At 48.3% G+C, this 17,226-nt stretch carries 19 protein-coding genes and 1 tRNA gene; 14 read left to right on the forward strand and 6 right to left on the reverse strand.

Annotation, left to right across the window (positions count from 1 at the left end):
* The first annotated feature begins 12 nt into the window (after nt 1-12).
* Both RBH76_10650 and RBH76_10655 read left to right on the forward strand, forming a co-directional pair.
* On the forward strand, nt 13-429 hold the full coding sequence (locus RBH76_10650) for a hypothetical protein (GenBank protein WMJ83182.1): 417 nt from the start codon (nt 13-15) through the stop codon (nt 427-429).
* Between the two features lie 4 nt (nt 430-433).
* Nucleotides 434-1,096, forward strand: a complete 663-nt coding sequence (locus RBH76_10655) for a hypothetical protein (GenBank protein WMJ83183.1) — start codon at nt 434-436, stop codon at nt 1,094-1,096.
* Here RBH76_10655 and RBH76_10660 read toward each other — a convergent pair.
* Together RBH76_10660 and RBH76_10665 are read right to left on the reverse strand one after the other, a co-directional pair.
* Nucleotides 1,060-1,635, reverse strand: coding sequence for a hypothetical protein (locus RBH76_10660; protein ID WMJ83184.1), 576 nt, complete (start codon nt 1,633-1,635; stop codon nt 1,060-1,062). The genes RBH76_10655 and RBH76_10660 overlap by 37 nt on opposite strands.
* A 436-nt stretch (nt 1,636-2,071) precedes the next feature.
* A tRNA-Gln gene (locus tag RBH76_10665) sits at nt 2,072-2,145 on the reverse strand.
* Between the two features lie 132 nt (nt 2,146-2,277).
* Here RBH76_10665 and RBH76_10670 point away from each other — a divergent pair.
* The gene (locus tag RBH76_10670) at nt 2,278-2,820 is read left to right on the forward strand and encodes a hypothetical protein (GenBank protein WMJ83185.1); all 543 of its coding nucleotides are present in this window, start codon (nt 2,278-2,280) and stop codon (nt 2,818-2,820) included.
* A gap of 80 nt (nt 2,821-2,900) precedes the next feature.
* On the opposite strand, the gene RBH76_10675 is transcribed toward RBH76_10670, so the two are convergent.
* Complete coding sequence (locus tag RBH76_10675) at nt 2,901-3,728, reverse strand: MBL fold metallo-hydrolase (protein ID WMJ83186.1); 828 nt, start codon at nt 3,726-3,728, stop codon at nt 2,901-2,903.
* 196 nt (nt 3,729-3,924) lie between these two features.
* Here RBH76_10675 and galE point away from each other — a divergent pair, with 196 nt between their 5' ends.
* From galE to RBH76_10730, 11 genes are all read left to right on the forward strand, one after another.
* On the forward strand, nt 3,925-4,917 hold the full coding sequence (galE, locus tag RBH76_10680; protein WMJ83187.1) for a UDP-glucose 4-epimerase GalE: 993 nt from the start codon (nt 3,925-3,927) through the stop codon (nt 4,915-4,917).
* Nucleotides 4,918-5,250: 333 nt separating this feature from the next.
* Entirely contained in the window at nt 5,251-5,448 is a 198-nt protein-coding gene (locus RBH76_10685; GenBank protein WMJ83188.1) for an alpha/beta-type small acid-soluble spore protein, read from the forward strand.
* Between the two features lie 621 nt (nt 5,449-6,069).
* The gene (locus RBH76_10690; GenBank protein ID WMJ83189.1) at nt 6,070-6,381 is read left to right on the forward strand and encodes a hypothetical protein; all 312 of its coding nucleotides are present in this window, start codon (nt 6,070-6,072) and stop codon (nt 6,379-6,381) included.
* The gene (locus RBH76_10695; protein WMJ83190.1) at nt 6,381-8,330 is read left to right on the forward strand and encodes a V-type ATP synthase subunit I; all 1,950 of its coding nucleotides are present in this window, start codon (nt 6,381-6,383) and stop codon (nt 8,328-8,330) included. The genes RBH76_10690 and RBH76_10695 overlap by 1 nt, the downstream gene beginning before the upstream one ends.
* Before the next feature lie 4 nt (nt 8,331-8,334).
* Nucleotides 8,335-8,826 carry a V-type ATP synthase subunit K gene (locus RBH76_10700; protein WMJ83191.1) on the forward strand — a complete coding sequence of 164 codons (492 nt, stop codon included), beginning with the start codon at nt 8,335-8,337 and terminating at the stop codon, nt 8,824-8,826.
* 12 nt (nt 8,827-8,838) lie between these two features.
* Entirely contained in the window at nt 8,839-9,423 is a 585-nt protein-coding gene (locus tag RBH76_10705; protein WMJ83192.1) for a V-type ATP synthase subunit E family protein, read from the forward strand.
* 5 nt (nt 9,424-9,428) lie between these two features.
* The gene (locus tag RBH76_10710) at nt 9,429-10,424 is read left to right on the forward strand and encodes a V-type ATPase subunit (GenBank protein ID WMJ83193.1); all 996 of its coding nucleotides are present in this window, start codon (nt 9,429-9,431) and stop codon (nt 10,422-10,424) included.
* Nucleotides 10,417-10,740: a V-type ATP synthase subunit F gene (locus tag RBH76_10715; protein WMJ83194.1), complete on the forward strand. Its 324-nt coding sequence runs from the start codon at nt 10,417-10,419 to the stop codon at nt 10,738-10,740. Before RBH76_10710 ends, RBH76_10715 begins: the two co-directional genes overlap by 8 nt.
* 35 nt (nt 10,741-10,775) lie before the next feature.
* On the forward strand, nt 10,776-12,554 hold the full coding sequence (locus tag RBH76_10720) for a V-type ATP synthase subunit A (GenBank protein WMJ83195.1): 1,779 nt from the start codon (nt 10,776-10,778) through the stop codon (nt 12,552-12,554).
* Complete coding sequence (locus RBH76_10725) at nt 12,551-13,933, forward strand: V-type ATP synthase subunit B (GenBank protein WMJ83196.1); 1,383 nt, start codon at nt 12,551-12,553, stop codon at nt 13,931-13,933. Before RBH76_10720 ends, RBH76_10725 begins: the two co-directional genes overlap by 4 nt.
* A 6-nt stretch (nt 13,934-13,939) precedes the next feature.
* Nucleotides 13,940-14,611 carry a V-type ATP synthase subunit D gene (locus RBH76_10730; GenBank protein WMJ83197.1) on the forward strand — a complete coding sequence of 224 codons (672 nt, stop codon included), beginning with the start codon at nt 13,940-13,942 and terminating at the stop codon, nt 14,609-14,611.
* Between the two features lie 85 nt (nt 14,612-14,696).
* Here RBH76_10730 and RBH76_10735 read toward each other — a convergent pair whose 3' ends face one another.
* The 3 genes from RBH76_10735 to RBH76_10745 form a co-directional block, all read right to left on the reverse strand.
* The gene (locus tag RBH76_10735; GenBank protein WMJ83198.1) at nt 14,697-15,236 is read right to left on the reverse strand and encodes a nuclease-related domain-containing protein; all 540 of its coding nucleotides are present in this window, start codon (nt 15,234-15,236) and stop codon (nt 14,697-14,699) included.
* A gap of 369 nt (nt 15,237-15,605) precedes the next feature.
* The gene (locus tag RBH76_10740; GenBank protein WMJ83199.1) at nt 15,606-16,685 is read right to left on the reverse strand and encodes a serine hydrolase domain-containing protein; all 1,080 of its coding nucleotides are present in this window, start codon (nt 16,683-16,685) and stop codon (nt 15,606-15,608) included.
* Nucleotides 16,651-17,217: a TetR/AcrR family transcriptional regulator gene (locus RBH76_10745; protein WMJ83200.1), complete on the reverse strand. Its 567-nt coding sequence runs from the start codon at nt 17,215-17,217 to the stop codon at nt 16,651-16,653. The genes RBH76_10740 and RBH76_10745 overlap by 35 nt, the downstream gene beginning before the upstream one ends.
* Between the last annotated feature and the right edge of the window lie 9 nt (nt 17,218-17,226).

Genomic DNA, 17,226 nt, shown 5'->3' on the forward strand with positions numbered 1-17,226 from the left:
AGGATGAGTTTTATGCTACAAGAGAAGCACATCATTGTACGTTATACCATCAGACCGTTGCCAGCGAAAGTTTTTTCCACAGAAAAGCTTCGCCTTGACTTATTGGGTGGTCGAATCCCGCTGTCTTATGTACCAAAAAAGTTTCGATTGCGGAACAAAACATTTTACATTCACGCCTTCAGATATTATCGATATAAGCAAGACATAACCAGTCCTTTTGAAATTTTGAGAAGTGATTATGAATCGTTACCAGATGGCTATGAAAAGCAGCGACTCGTAGATCTTTATGATCAATATAACTACACTTTAAATGGTGTTGAACCACCATCGACGTGTCTTTCTCAAACTATTGATAGTAGCAGAACAGAGCTTTCCGCCTGTATTGAAGAAGCAGATGCGTTAATGAAAAAAATGAAAGAGCGGATATAATATTATGAATTCAAACAAAATAATTGCTCATCAAACCAGCGATAACCTGTCATTTGACGAACGCACAGTTTTAAAGGTTTACAGAGAAAACAAGGAATTCGGCGAAAACAGCTTATTACTGCCAAGCGAAGCCCTGGGCCTGCTGCCATACATAAATTCTGTCAAAATCTCTGCAAAAACCAGAATGGATGCCGATACCCTACTGAACAAATCAATATCTTACTTTTTGTGCTACGGATACATAGAGGCACCTGTTAATGTTTCGCTCGAAGAAATTAACCGGGAGGTTTCAAAATCGGCGGAGTTGGGCCTTCTGGGATTTGAGCAGTCATCGCAACATGACAAATTCTGCTGCATTTCGGATGTGTGTATTTATAAGCCTAAAAGCCGATTTAGTAGGCGTCAGCCTCTGGCGGGTGTGGCTCACGCTAATCTGACGCTAGAACCATTGAGTAACTGGGGCGTATTTACTTATCCGTTTTTCAATAAGTATGCACCTGTCGAGCTACTGCCCACGCTCAGACCTAAATGCAGCATTATACTTACTCGCATTGCAGTAACCGACATAGTTCATGATGACAGGGATAAGTGGAAAAGTCATATTGACAAAGATCTGATTGTGCAGCAATATCAGCGGCCAAAATCACGGCTTTCCCTTTTTTCCTGAATTTCTTCGTATTCGTTATGCAAATTAATATTCAGCTGTCGTTGAGCGTTAAATATGTCAGCCTGTATTTTAGCTTCAGCTAGTGCTTGAGCAATGTTTTTTCTCTTGACCTCTTCTTTCTCTATTTGATCATCCTCGTTTCTGCGCATTTCCTGTTCCGAAGGCTCGGGCGATTGTGCTACGCCGCTCCCGCCAATAAATGACGAATGACTCCAATTTGGCGAGGCGCCATTTTTGGAATACGTGTTATAAGATTTTGAGTGTGAAAGTTTTCTGTTTTGTTGTGAAATTGCCTTTTTGGCAACCAGTATCGCAAGATATGATAGGGCGCACACACTGAGCAGAACAATGCCGATTAGAATAATTAGCTTCGTGGACATATTTTCCCTCCAACTTTTTTCATTCCCCCACGCCCCACAAAGAAAGACGGCAGGGCAACCTCTCGGTTGACCTGCCGTCTTGTTTATGCGATTAAGCTTTTTATCCATAGCCTGATAGGAGTTACCAGCTCCTATCAGGCTTGCGCCTGAAAGATGCACGCACCGCATCATCGACTGATGGATATAGCTTACACCTTATGTTAGCATAGTCTCCGAAATGATTGCAAGGGGGACAACAGTTTGTTTTTTATATAAACTTCCGCTCATTTTGAGCGAAAGTCAAATTTCCGCTTGATTTCATTAATAACACGTGATATACTTTGAATGAAATAATTACCAATGAAACACAAATAGCCCTTTAGAAGTTACCAGCTTCTAAAAGGCTTGCGCCTAGAAGATGCACGCACCGCATCACCAGACTTATCTGTGCCAAGAACACCGCAAGGTGTTAAATACAGAAAGACTATGATGTAATCGGCATCATGGTCTTTCTTTTTGTACTTTGAAACGTGAATATGTTGTAGGGCCTTTCAGTAGCAGTAGAGATGACCCAACAAGCTGCTTGCAAACCGCCCGCTATTGCGGGCGGCCCTTATGGTTGCCGAACTAGGATTCGAACCCAGACAAACAGAGTCAGAGTCTGTCGTGCTACCTTTACACAATTCGGCAATGATTATTGCAGCACTATCTATTATATCTCAAAAAACTGTAATGTCAACAATTTTTTGCACTAAAATACAGTTAGGGCATGAAAATATTGTTTTGGGATACACTTTAATAGACTGAAAACGGAGGGATATCATGGTTATCATACTGCTTCCGCCGGGAAATGACAGTGAAAAGACGGCCTGTGCGCTTTTTGAGCTGTTGCAACGAAGCCGCCACGCTATGCTGCTGTGCGACGCCCTCTGCCATTTTGCGGACGGAAACCCTGATTTTTGCATCGTGATGTGTGGTGCCGGGCAGCAGGTTGTGCTTGATGCTGCCGCTCGTTGTATTGTATTGGTGCCAGAAGGTTGCCAAAGTCCGTTTGTAGCGCCACCCGGGGCAACGGTTCTTTCCTTTTCAGAAAGCGGTCCCAGCATCGCGCTAGACGGCAGCCAGCAGCTAATAAGCTGCGGGCTGCGCCAGAGGGATACGCTAACCCTTTCGAGTTTGGACAGCCAAAAGCCCGTTTTTTCGGTTCAGCGCACCGTCACTACGTTGAACGGAGAATCGCTGGAAATTGGGGAGTACCCATTGAGTATTCCCGATGAGCAAAAACATCAGGATATTATTGCAGCCGCTGCGGTGCTGTTGCTGCAGGACGGCTATCTTGAACCGGATTGCTTTCGCACACATTAATTAAGAGCCTTCTGATCAGATGCAGTGGTATTCGACTTTAATTACTGCTTTGTCATAAAATCATCCGCATAAAAGCATGACTAAAGTAAGGTAACAGTTCCGGCGTTATTCTTGAAAAAGCCTTCATACTCACGAGCAAAGAGCGCATTGGCCTGCTCGCCGTTACAATGGCAGGCGCCCAACCGCTGTATGCCCATCGCCCGCAGGCTTGCCATGGTGGCGCGCATGCGTGGTTCGTCCGCGTCCATAAGATGTGTGCCGCCTATAAATGTGTGCACCGGTGCATTAAATAGCTGAGATACCCACGCGCAAGTGTTGATGACACCCTTGTGTGAGCAACCCGAAAGCAGAGCCAGCCCCTGTTCGCCGTGTACCACAACGACTGTTTCTTCATTGAAATCATCCACGACATAGGCCTCACCACATTGGCGTAGCATACCGGGGTTGGCCTTTTCAACTTCGTTTTTAGAAGGGATACCACATACAAGGAAAACCTTTTCGCTAAGTTTTAATACGCCTGGCTCCAAAATATAAAACGGAACCTGACGCTCAAAAAGAAATTCTTCCGTCAGCCTGGCGCTGATTGGGCGCAGGCGGCCTGATTCACGGTGATACCGATGCGAAAAAAAGTTTGGCCCAAAATAAGTGGCTTTTGGACAGCAGCCATTGTCCAGAAGGGCCTTAACGCCGCCGGTGTGGTCGTAGTGCCCGTGACTGAGCACCAGTGTATCTACGCTCTCTAAGCTGACGCCGAGTTGTCTGGCGTTGTCCAAAAACGCTGGGGTGGCGCCGGTATCAAGCAGCAACGTAAAGCTGCCATCAGTCAGGTGCAGGCTCAGACCATGCTCGGTGTGCATGCCGTCTTTAGCGGCGTTGTTTTCCATCAGGGTGGTCACGACAAACCCCATTTCAAATTCCCTCCTAATATTCGATGATTTATATGTAAGATTTTGATGCGTGTTTCTATTCTACTATAAAATACCGGGGAATACTATATTCCGACTCAACTTTTTATATCGCGCTACCGCTGTTGCAAGTGAACCTTTTTTCGGTTATGATGGCTTGAAGACAGCTTTTGCCATTATAAAAGAGGAGGAACACATCATGACGATTTTAGTGCTGGGTGGTGCGGGCTATATCGGTTCGCATACTGTCAAAGCGCTTTGCAATGAGGGTGTCGATACCGTCGTGGCCGACAATCTTTCAACCGGGTACGCTGCAGCTGTGGACAAACGCGCGCGTTTTTATAAAGGGGATATTTCTGACAAAACTTTTCTGGATACGCTGTTTAGCAAGGAACACATTGATGGCGTCATCCATTTTGCAGCCTATTCTCTGGTGGGGGAGAGCGTTTCAAACCCTCTGAAATATTATGAGAATAATCTTTGTGGTACCCGGGTGCTACTAGAGGCCATGGTCGCGCACAAAATTGATAAAATTGTTTTTTCTTCCACCGCAGCCACTTATGGTGAGCCGGAGCGTATGCCGATTGACGAGCAGGATCGCACCTGCCCGACCAATCCCTATGGCGAAACCAAACTGGCGATGGAAAAGATGTTTTACTGGACGGCTAAAGCGCACGGCCTGCGCTATGTTTCGCTACGCTATTTTAACGCCTGCGGTGCCGATGAAAGTGGAGAGATCGGTGAGGCGCACATGCCGGAATCGCATTTAATACCATTAATACTACAGGTGCCAAATGGTCAGCGTGCGCATATTTCGATTTTTGGTGGCGATTATCCTACAAAAGACGGCACCTGTGTGCGTGATTATATCCATGTCACCGATTTGGCGCAGGCACATATTCTGGCTATGCGTTATTTGGCAAACGGCAACGAAAGCAATATTATGAACCTTGGCAACGGCGTGGGCTTTACGGTGCAGGAGGTCATCGAAACCGCGCGCCGCGTAACAGGGCATGCCATCCCTGCGGTGCTCTCGCCTCGGCGAGAGGGCGACCCGGCACAGTTGATTGCATCAAGCGAAAAAGCCAAACAGGTGCTTGGCTGGCGGCCGCAGCATGCCGAACTGGAAGAAATTATTGCTTCGGCATGGAACTGGCACAAGCGTCACCCAAACGGTTACGCGCCAAAATAATCGGCATTTAGTATCTTCAATATTATAAAGTGGTGTTGGGCTGGGTTTTGTGCTGGCTCAACACCACTTTAATGATATCAGGCATAAAAGTAATGGCTTTAGCGCAAAACATGTTTGTCATCAAACGGTGAAGATAACACTGTTTTAAAATCCGATTTTTTGTGTTTTAGCTGGTTTATTTAACAAAGAGGCTCGCGATATTTTTCCGCCAAATTGCGAATTATTTGGAAATCATAATTGATTTTTAATCGGCTAATACTATGACTGCAAACGCAAATGATCTGAACACAAGTCAGACAATCAAACAATTTCTATTGTAAGGAGAATGTGATTATGGCTAATTCCAGTAACAAGATTATTGTTCCCGAAGCTAAGGAAGCTATGAACAAGTTCAAGATGGAGGCTGCTAACGAAGTTGGCGTTAACCTCAAGCAGGGATACAATGGCGATTTGACCTCTCGTCAGGCCGGCTCGGTTGGCGGACAGATGGTCAAGAAGATGATCCAGTCCTACGAGAGCTCGATGAAGTAACCTTAAACGGCGAAACAACAATTGCAGTTAGCCTGCAATAGCGGGCGATGCTTGAATCGGCCGGAGCGGTACATGCCGCTTCCGGCCGATTATCCATGCATTTAAATGACGTATCTTATTCACTTTTGACGAAACGAAATGAATTATTTTAAAATATCTTTTCTTGTATATTCTTGACGTAAAAAGAATGAAAATTATGATAAAATAAATTCAATGCTTAACTCCCTAAATTTTGTTGAAAAACCTTATGCAAAACGCCTAGGCGAAAATACATAATAAAATTATAAATTTTTAGGGGTTTATCTAATAGAAGTATTTTGGGAGAATAAGAGCAAAACTTGTCTAAAAATTAACTTCTATATTGTCGTAAATAAAAAACCTTTGTTTTTTGCCCTATTGCACAATATTGCAGGATTTGCACCTGCAAACCGTCATGGTTTTTTTGCAGATGATAAGAGACTCTTACAATTCTGTTAATAGCCTCAAAATGTCTTGACATTTTCATGAATTTGATGTTCAATATATACATGTATTCTCTCGTTTTTTTGGCTTTTTCTTTTAATCGCGAAGCCATCAGAGGGCACTACTTTCATATTACTTAACGACTGGATGGTGATAAGATTGTCTTTGGAAGCAATTAAACAGATCTCCGAGACTGAACAATCTGCGCAGCAGTGTATTACTGACGCACAGACAAAAGCGCGGGATATTATTTCTAACGCACAGCGAACTGCTGCGCAGGAATATGATTCAACGCTCAAACGGGCGGCCGCCCAAGCGGCTGAGGCGCTGGCTGGCGCCAAGCATCGCGGAGACGATATGGCCGAGCAACAGCTCTCAGAATATCGCCGGCAATGCGAGACCTTGCAGGTGCAGGCTCAGAACCGCTTGGACAAAGCAGTCGCCATAGTAATGGAAAGGGTAGTCGGCTGATGTCTATTTTAAAAATGAAGCGACTGTATGTGATTGCCCCCGCCGACTCAAGACGGACAGTTTTGCGTGCGCTGACCAGGCTCGGTTGCGTCGAGCTGGAACGCTGCTCCGCTCAGCAGATCGTCGATTCCGGCGGGAAATTATATATTAGTGAAGAAAACACACAGGCTGCAAAAACACGCAGCACCTTGGAAAATGCCTGCCGCCTTCTGAAAAATTCTGGGGCGGCAAAAAAGACACCGCTGTTTTCTGCACGGCCCGAGGTTACCGAGCGTCAGCTCTTTGATACGGCTATGCTCAGCGGTGCCAAGCAAACGGCCGAAGCGGTCGACGCACTGGGTGCCCAACTGGCTGAGGCCGGTGCGTCACAAGCGAAGCTACATTCTCAGATTGCGGCACTGACCCCCTGGCAGCCACTTGACATACCATTAGAATTTACCGGAACGCGAGAGACAGTCTTTCTTATAGGCACGATGCCTGCGGCTATTGAAACCAGCCTGTTGTTTACCCGCTTAGGAGGAGAAGCACCCGCCTGTATGGCCGAGGTAATCGGCTCTGATAGCGAGCAGCATTACATTGCCGTGATGGTTCACAGGGAGCAGGAATCGGACGCATTGAACATCTTAAAAAGCGCCGGGTTTGTCACGGCAAACTTTAAGGATGTTGAAGTAACAGCAGGCGTACAGATAGATGCACTGCAAAAAGAGATTGCTGCGCTGGAAGAAGCCAAAGACGGATACGCAAAGCAGATTGCGGCTTATTATGACCAATTGCCAACATTGGAACTGGCGTACGACGCCTACACCCAGGAGGCGGCTCGGGATGAACTGCTTTCGGCTACCGCACATACGGAGCATACAGCCTATTTTACGGGCTGGATGCCTGCTGAGGCTGAGGCTGCGGTGGCAAAGCTGCTCGACACACAGGGGTGCGCCTATTCAATTGAGGAACCGGCGGAAAATGAAACACCCCCGGTTATGATGCAAAACAGCGCATTCATCAGTCCGGTCGAGCCGATTACAGAGATGTACGACACCCCGGCCTACGGTAGCATTGTGGATCCTAATCCGTTTATGTTCCCATTTTACATTGTTTTTTTTGGTTTTATAATGGCGGACGCGGCCTATGGCATTCTGATGTTTTTTGGTTGTTACTTCGCCCTGAAACTTATGAAGCCCAAGGGTGGCATGAAAAAGACGCTCACCTTATTTATGTACTGTGGCGTTTCAACTTTTTTTGCCGGTTTGCTGTTCGGTGGCTTTTTTTCAAATGCTGTCACAGTATTCACCCAAACCTTTCTCGGAAAAGCCGTCGTTATTCAACCGCTGTGGTTTAACCCCGCGGCCGAGCCGATGAAGATGCTGGCCTTTTCACTGGCATTGGGCGGCGTACACATTATCCTTGGCATGGCGCTGGCTGCTTACCGCATGATTCGTCAGGGGCACCTGCTCGACGCTATCTTCGATGTCGGTTCCTGGTATCTGGTCTTTGCTGGAATTGGGCTATACGTGCTTAAAATTCCGGTCGGGCTATATGTGATTATAGCGGGCGCACTTTTATTGGTGCTCACCGGCGGGCGCAATAGCCCAACTCTCTTCGGCAAGATAACCGGCGGTTTAGGCTCACTTTACGGCATTACCGGCTATCTCTCAGATGTCCTTTCCTATGCACGTATTATGGCGCTTGGCCTTTCGGGCGCTGTCATCGGTCAGGTCATGAACCAGCTTGGCGCTATGGGCGGCGGTGGGTTCTTCGGGCTGGTGTTGTTTATCGTTGTCTTTATTTTGGGCCACACCTTTAACCTTGCTATCAATCTGTTGGGTGCTTATGTTCACACATGCAGATTGCAGTATATAGAGTTTTTTGGCAAGTTTTTTGAAGGTGGCGGGCGCGCATTCCGACCGCTTGTCAATAATACAAATTATGTAACAATCATCAAGGAGGACTAAAACTATGGAATTCGTCACCAATCTTTTTTCAGGCTATTTCTTTGCGCTGCTCGGCGCGGCGCTCGCGGTAGGTCTTGCCGGCTCAGGTTCGGCAAAGGGCATGGGTATTGCGGGCGAGGCCGGCACTGGCATCGTTTCAGTCTCTCCTGAAAAATTCGGTCGTGTACTGCTGCTGCAGGCGCTTCCCGGAACGCAGGGCATTTACGGCCTGCTGATCTCGTTTATGATTCTTACCGCTGCGCCGGTAACGGGCGGCACGCTCACAATCGGGCAGGGCATCGGGTATTTCTGCGGCGCATTGCCGATTGCAATCGCTGGTTATTATTCGGCTATCGCACAGGGCCGTGTTTCTGCCGCCGCTATGGGCATTGTGGCTTCTAAGCCCGAGGAATCAATGAAGGGCGTTATCGCCGCCGGCATGGTTGAAACCTACGCCGTTTTCGCTGTTCTTATTTCGTTTATTATCGTTAGTACGATTCCCAGTCTGCCGCTGTAAGGAATGATTATTATGAACGGACTCGAAAACATTTCCAATAAAATATTAACCGACGCAAAGCTCAAGGCTGATGCAATTATTGCCGAGGCTGAGCAGAACGCCGCCAAAATCCTGGCGGATTCTAAAAAGCGTGCCGAGGCCGAGGTTGAGACGATCTTAAAAGATTCGGCCGCCCGTTGTGCCGACGTTGAGGAGAAAGCGCGCCTTGTTTCCGAACTTGAGGGTAAGAAGCTTGTTTCAAATGCGCGTCAGCAGATGATTTCCCTCACGTTTCAAACGGCGCTTGATCGGCTGCTGTCACTGCCAGAAGCAGAGTATCGCAAGCTGTTGATTTCGCTGGCAAACGATGTGCTGACCGACGGTAAGGGCGGCGAGGTGCTGCTCAACGCAAAGGACCGCACCGCGCATGGGCAGGCGCTGTCTCAGGCGTTGGACGGCAAGGCCACACTTGCTGAGGATGATGCGCCAATTGTCGGCGGGCTGATTATTCGGCGCGGAAAAATAGAGTATAACTGTGCGCTGGATGTTCTTGTGCGCATGGTTTCGGAAAAAGTCGCCCCCGAGGTGTCTTCAGCGCTGTTCCCGGAAGGAGCGTGAGCGTATTGCCAAAGTCGCCCGATACCGATTATGTCTATTTAAGCACCCTTTTGAAAGCGATGGAAAAAAATATGCTTTCAAAAGAAGACCTCACCCGCCTTGTTTCGGCGCGCACCGATGAGGATGCCGTCAAAATTTTGACCGAGAAGGGCTGGAGTACCTTTGATGCCAAAGATTCTGTCGCGCTTGAGCAGGAAATATCGCATCAGCGCAAGGCGCTGTTCGATCTAATTTACCGCTATGTGCCGGAAACCAGCGTCGTTGATTTATTTCGTTTAAAGTATGATTATCACAATCTAAAATCCTTGATAAAAGCCACCGCACAGGGGGTGGATGGCCAACGTCTTTTAAGTGATGCCGGCACCATTAGCCCCAACGCGCTGGTGGGCATGCACAACGATAAAGATTACAGCCACATGCCCCCAATCATGGCTACAGCGACGCAGGAGGCAGCAGACCTGTTGGCCCGCACTGGTGACCCACAGCTTTCTGATCTGTTGTTGGACGGCGCGCTGGCGGCGCAGATGTTGGCGTTGGCTCAAGCCACCGAAAGTACATTTCTTTTGGGCTATGTTCGTCTGTGGATCGACCTTGGCAACCTGCGGGTGCTCACACGCGCAGCTTTAAGCAAAAAGGGTTTTGATTATTTACAGCGTGCGATTTTCCCGGGCGGAAATGTTGCCTGTGGGCAGGTGCGCGAGGTGAGCCCTGAGCTGCTTCGCAGTCTGTTTGGCTTTGGTGAACTGCTCACCGCAACAGAGGCCGCTGCAGAGGCACTTTCCGGCGGTCTAGCGCTTTCAGGGTTAGACATGGCGTGTGACAACACGCTGATTGAATATATTCGTGCCTCCCGCCTGATTCCATTTGGCGAGGCTACCGTCATTTCGTATCTGCTGGCGTTTGAGTCGCAGTTGGTGGCGGTGCGCACCGTCATGTCGGGGCGCGCCTCGGGCTTGAGCGAGGAGAGAATTACAGAAAGGCTGAGGATGAGCTATGTATAAAGCTGCGGTAATCGGAGACAGACAGAGCGTACTGGGCTTCAGGGCTTTAGGGCTTACCGTTGCGACTGCCGAAACGGCGCATGAAGCCGCCGAAGCACTGCACAGCTTAGCTAAAAGCCAACACGCCGTCATTTATATCACCGAACAACTTGCCGCAAAAATCCCAGAGGATATCGCGGCGTATCTGGATCTGCCGCAGACGGCGGTGATCCCAATTCCCTCAAAGGACGGCGTTCTCGGGATCGGTGATTCAGAACTGCATAAGGCAGTTGAACGCGCCGTCGGCGCCGATATTCTCAGAGACCCCGAGGAATAAACATTCCCAACCCCAGACAGAAGGAAGGTTGAATAATGAGCAGTAGCATTACAGGAAAGATTATAAAGGTCGCAGGCCCGCTTGTTGTCGCCGAGGGCCTCGCCAATGCCAACATGTTTGACGTGGTGCGCGTGGGCGATCAGCGACTTATTGGCGAAATTATCGAGATGCGCGGCGATGCGGCTTCGATACAGGTTTACGAAGAGACCTCCGGCATCGCGCCCGGTGCCAAGGTGGAGACCACTGGTGCACCCCTTTCGGTCGAGCTGGCTCCCGGTCTCATTACCACCATTTATGACGGCATCCAGCGCCCGCTGGAGGCAATTCGCGAAGTCGCAGGCAGCCTGCTGACACGCGGCGTTGAGGTTAAGCCTCTCGATCATGATAAAAAATGGGAATTTGTCCCCAGCGCCAAAGTCGGCGACAAGGTTGTCACCGGCGATATTCTCGGTACAGTGGATGAGACCATCGTTGTTAAGCACAAGGTTATGGTGCCGCACGGCGTCTCGGGCGAGATTGCCGAGATTAAAAGCGGTAGTTTTACTATTGATGAAACAATTGCGACCGTCAAACTGGCGGACGGTTCTTTAAAAGAGCTTTCGATGCTCCAGCGTTGGCCGGTTCGCGTCGAGCGTCCCTATAAAAAGAAGCTGGCGCCCGACCTTCCAATGGTTACAGGGCAAAGAACGGTCGATACTTTCTTCCCGATCGCCAAGGGCGGTACCGCCGCCATCCCTGGGCCGTTCGGTTCGGGCAAGACCGTCACCCAGCATCAGCTTGCCAAATGGTCGGACGTGGATATCGTCATCTATATCGGCTGCGGAGAGCGCGGCAACGAGATGACCGACGTTCTGCGCGAGTTTCCTGAGCTGATTGACCCGCGTACCGGTGAAAGCTTGATGCAGCGTACCGTGTTAATCGCCAACACCTCCGATATGCCGGTTGCGGCCCGTGAGGCCAGCGTCTACACCGGCATCACCATAGCGGAATACTATCGCGACATGGGCTACGCGGTTGCAGTCATCGCCGACTCTACTTCCCGCTGGGCCGAGGCGCTGCGCGAAATGTCCGGCCGTCTCGAAGAGATGCCCGGCGAAGAAGGCTATCCCGCCTACCTTGCTTCCCGTTTGGCGCAGTTTTACGAGCGCGCCGGCCGTGTCGTCTGCCTTGGCAGCGACGAGCGCGAGGCGGCGCTTTCCGCTATCGGCGCGGTTTCGCCCCCCGGTGGTGATATTTCAGAGCCGGTCAGCCAGGCGACGCTTCGTATCGTCAAGGTGTTCTGGGGATTGGATTCCGCACTGGCCTATCGCCGCCACTTCCCAGCCATTAACTGGCTGTCGTCCTATTCGCTTTACTTCGACCGCCTAAAGGGCTGGTACGATGAAAACATCGGCGCCGATTTTGTTTCTCAGCGCCACGAAGCAATGAGCCTTTTACAGCAGGAAAGTGAGCTTGAGGAAATTGTTAAGCTGGTCGGCATTGATTCGCTCTCGCCTGGTGACCGCCTGATTATGGAGGCCTCCCAGATGCTGCGTGAGGACTTTTTGCAGCAGAACGCCATGAGCGATACCGACTCCTATTGCCCGATCGATAAGCAATATCGCCTGATGGCTCTTATTCTCAGATATTATCACGCCGCTAAGAAGGCGCTGGAAAGCGGTGCCCCCATGAAGGCGGTATTCGCAATTCCCGCGAGAGATCGCATCGGCCGTGCTAAGGATGTGCCGACCGAGGAATATGTCGAGACCTACGCCGACATATCGCGTGAAATGATTTCTCAGCTTGAGGCTGCTGCGGGAGGTGCACAAGGATGATTAAAGAATACCGTACTATACAAGAGGTCGCAGGGCCTCTGATGCTTGTTAAAGACGTTGACGACGTCGCATATAACGAGCTGGGCGAAATTGAGCTGCAAAACGGCGAGGTGCGCCGCTGCCGCGTGCTTGAAATGAACGGCAGCAACGCGCTGGTGCAGTTATTTGAATCTTCGGCAGGCATCAACCTAGCGCAGTCTAAGGTGCGCTTTCTCGGACATTCAATTGAGCTCGGTGTTGCCCCCGACATGTTGGGGCGCATATTTGACGGCCTTGGTAACCCCATTGACAATGGCCCTGAGATCATGCCCGACAAGCGCATGGATATCAACGGTACGCCGATGAACCCGGCCGCCCGCGACTATCCTTCAGAGTTTATCCAAACGGGCGTTTCGGCCATCGATGGCCTGAACACGCTGGTCCGAGGGCAAAAGCTGCCGATTTTCTCAGGTTCCGGTCTGCCGCACGCCAACCTCGCCGCGCAAATTGCGCGTCAGGCGAAGGTTTTGGGCGGCGACAGTAAGTTTGCCGTTGTGTTCGCCGCTGTCGGCATCACATTTGAAGAAGCCGATTACTTTATCTCTGACTTTACCAGAACCGGGGCCATCGAACGTTCAGTGTTGTTTCTAAACCTTGCGAACGACCCGGCTATCGAGCGTATTTCAACGCCGCGTATGGCGTTGACCGCTGCGGAATATCTGGCGTTCGAGCTGGATATGCAGGTTCTGGTCATCATTACGGACATCACAAACTATTGTGAAGCGCTGCGAGAGGTTTCGGCCGCGCGTAAAGAGGTTCCCGGGCGCCGTGGCTACCCTGGTTATCTTTATACCGACCTTGCTACCATGTACGAGCGCGCTGGCCGTCTGCTGGGCAAGAAAGGCTCCATTACGATGATTCCGATTTTGTCGATGCCCGAAGACGACAAGACCCACCCGATTCCTGACCTTACCGGCTATATCACCGAGGGCCAGATCATCATTTCGCGCGAGCTTTACCGCAAGGGGCTTACACCGCCGATCGACGTTTTACCGTCGCTGTCTCGACTCAAGGACAAGGGTGTTGGCGTCGGTAAGACCCGTGAAGATCATGCCAATACGATGAACCAGCTGTTTGCGGCCTATGCCCGCGGCAAGGACGCCAAGGAGCTGATGACCATCTTAGGCGAGGCGGCGCTGACCGACACCGACAAGCTGTATGCCAAGTTTGCCGACGCGTTTGAAAAGCGTTATGTCTCTCAGGGATATGAAACAAACCGCACTATTGAAGAGACGCTGAATTTGGGCTGGGAGCTGCTTTCTATTCTGCCGGTTGGCGAGTTGAAGCGTATCAAGCCAGAATATATCGAGAAATATCTGCCGAAAAAGCAAGAGGGGTGATGCGGTATGGCAAGACTGAACGTCAATCCCACCCGCATGGAGCTAACTCGGCTTAAAAAGCGTCTTAAAACCGCTACCCGCGGCCATAAGCTGCTTAAAGACAAGCGCGATGAACTGATGAAGCAGTTTTTAGATATTGTGCGCACCAGCCAAAAGCTACGCCTACAGGTTGAGGCCGACTTGGCGGAGGCGTACCGCGGTTTTTTCGCCGCCTCGGCTCTAATGTCGCCTGAGATGATGGAGCAGACATTTCTGTATCCAAAGCAGAGTGTCGCTATCGACATGAGCTTTAAAAATGTCATGTCGGTCAACGTACCGGTTTACACAGTACAGACTAAGACGCAGGATCCCAGCGATATTTTTCCTTATTCCTTTGTTAGCACTCCGGCTGAGTTGGACGATTCGGTCATGCGGCTTTCACAACTGTTAAACGACATGCTCAAGCTTGCTGAGTATGAGAAAACGGTAAAGCTGCTGGCACAGGAGATCGAAAAGACCCGCCGCCGTGTCAATGCGTTGGAATATGTTATGATACCGCAATTCAACGAGACGATTCGCTATATTGTCATGAAGCTTGATGAAAACGAGCGTGGCAACACGACGCGTTTGATGAAGGTTAAAGACATGATGCTCAAAGAAGCCCGCGAAGAGGCGACAAAACGGGATAAAGCGGTCTAGCGCTTTGTTTAAAACTCCAAAGATAAAGCGGTTCCTCTAACAAAAGTAGGGGAACCGCTTTTATATCTGTTTATCAATTCTATTTCTAGCCGGCATGTTGTTTTCTAATTTCGGGATTCTCAATATTGGCACGCTCCAGCGTGGCGATTATAAACTCGATTTGTGCTCTGGTCAGCACATTTTTAGTGTAGCTTTGTATTTTAGCGAGCAGCTCATTGTAATGTAGTACCCCCGGCGGTTTAGACTTTAATTCGCAGTCGCGAGGAAAAGCGACCACAGAAATCAGCGGAACTTTACCCACTGGCTCGAGTGTAGACTCCAGCGCCTTGATATGGCTGTGATTCTGGCGAATCGGGTTGAAAAAACGATGTTTTTCGTTACCGGTTGACCAGGTCCAGTATTGATCAGTGTCCTTGCCCACAATATTGCCGTGGTAGTTCTGTGTCTCAATGACAAAAATGCCATGGGCTGAAATAACAATATGGTCTATATGAGAGAAGCCGGTATACGACTTAATCATAATATCGTTTAGAACGGTGTAATCTTCTTTTGGCAGAGTTGAAAGTAGTGCCGCCACTGAGTTATTTTTAGTTTTTGTTTTGATTAAAAGCAAAAAAACAGACACTATAAGTACCGCTGCTATAAGACATGGTAGCCGCCATACACCTGTAAAAAATGATTGAATTATTGATGCGAAATCTGCGCTCATTCAGTTCACCCTAATTACCAATAGTGATTGTGTAGTGGTTATTGCATCTATTACCATTATTATAACATAGTGCGGATATATTTGCAGCTTATGTCTTTACAGATAAAAAAGTGAAACTCTGCGAAAAAGAACAAATACTCCTACCGCTATGCGCATTTTAATTTTCCACCCGGAACTTATTTTAACATCATAGTCTGCTAAATTGATTGCTTGCTGCCGTTCATAGACGTATTTCCATGAGGATCACGGATAGGAGCTTTTCAAAAAATTCTATGTAATTTTTTGCTATCTTATCTCAAGGGCAGCTCGCATGACCAGCCTGACGCAAATGCTCGGGGAAGATATCTGTGGTACATCGCCAACAAAAAACAGATTCTTTTCAGGACAGTAGAAGGCGAAAGAGCCAGTTGAACCCGAGTGGCCAACCAATGTGTATTTTTTCCCAAACGGATAAAATGTAGGAATTTTCATATATCCGCCCATGTAGCGAATGGGATAAAACTTCATTTGAAGTGGATTGCACTGCGTGAGCTTTGAAAAAACTGCCTTGTCAAAAAGCGCCCCACTCCAAAATGCTTTAATAAAAATCATCAGTTCTCTTGCGGTGGTCACACCGCCACCACTGGCATAACAGCTACGGATAAACAAAGGTCTTTCTAGTTGCAGATGCTTATAGTAAATGTACGGTGCAAAGTCATTCTCTCCGGAGGCAAGATAGGTTTCTTTAAGGCTTAGTGGCATGAATATGTATTTTGTATAGGCTGCCTGCAAAGAAGAGTCGTTTACTGTCTCGACGATTTTCCCAAGCAAATCGAAATTAATATCAGCATAATAGGCTTTTCTTTTTAGACCCGGCAAAAAATGAGAATCCTTAGATTTTATCCATCCGAGTATATCTTCAAATGAATACGAAAAATCCTGTTGTTTAATCTTTTTAAAAATTGCACCCTCCAAATAATAATCTGGTAATCCGCTTGTTTGGAACAAAAGGTGCGCAATGGTAAGGTCAAATGAATTGTCTTTTCCCTTGTAGATATGTAATCCTGCAACAATCGCCTTTGGTAAATAGTCAGAAATTTTATCTTGCAAACCCAGTTTACCCTCCTGAATTAGGGCGAAAATGCAGGTAGTCGTAAAAAGCTTTGTAATGCTGGCCATGAGCATGGGGGTGTCTAAATCTCTTTTGTACGCTTTACTAAAAGAGAAGTCTCCGGTGCAGTTTTCAATCAACAGCACACCTTCATGAATTTTTTCTGAGGCGGTTAATCTATTAAAAAGTTTCTCGACTTTAGTAGTGTCCATCCAAATATCGCCCTTTTTTGATGTTTTATTATTTTGCCAAAATTGACATAATCCACGCTGCATCTGGCACATCCATTTCAGGATTTCTTGCCAGTGCCTCCATGTTGCCTTGTACAGCATTCCATAAGGTGAAGGAGAGGGAAAGAGGGTCACCAGAGCGAAATACCCCTTTTTTTTGACCCGTTTCAATAATAGGTACAGAGTCCCTTATGGTGTCGACTGTGGTGGCAACTTTGTAGACTTCTTCAGGGGTGCGCTCTTTATTCTGTGCCCTATCTATTAAGATGAACATTTTCGCTACCGATCGACTCTCTTTCGCTTTTTGAAAAAAATGCTCAATTATGTCATAAAAGACTTTATAGGGGTCCTCAATTTGTTTTCCAAAAACTTGTACTCCCTCTACACCCAGTTTTACAAGTTCTAGATAAAGCGCTTCTTTTGTTGGGAAGTAATGAAACAATAGCCCCTCGCTCATTTCAAGTGCTTTAGCAATTTCTTTGGTTTTTGTTCCAACATAACCCTTTTGCACAAAAAGGTCTAATGCTTTTAATAAAATCTCTTGCCGACGTAGTTTTTTTTGCTCTGCTCGGTTCATTTCTTATTC

Source organism: Oscillospiraceae bacterium MB24-C1, from assembly GCA_030913685.1.
In the GTDB taxonomy this organism is placed as follows: Bacteria; Bacillota; Clostridia; order Oscillospirales; family Ruminococcaceae; genus Yanshouia.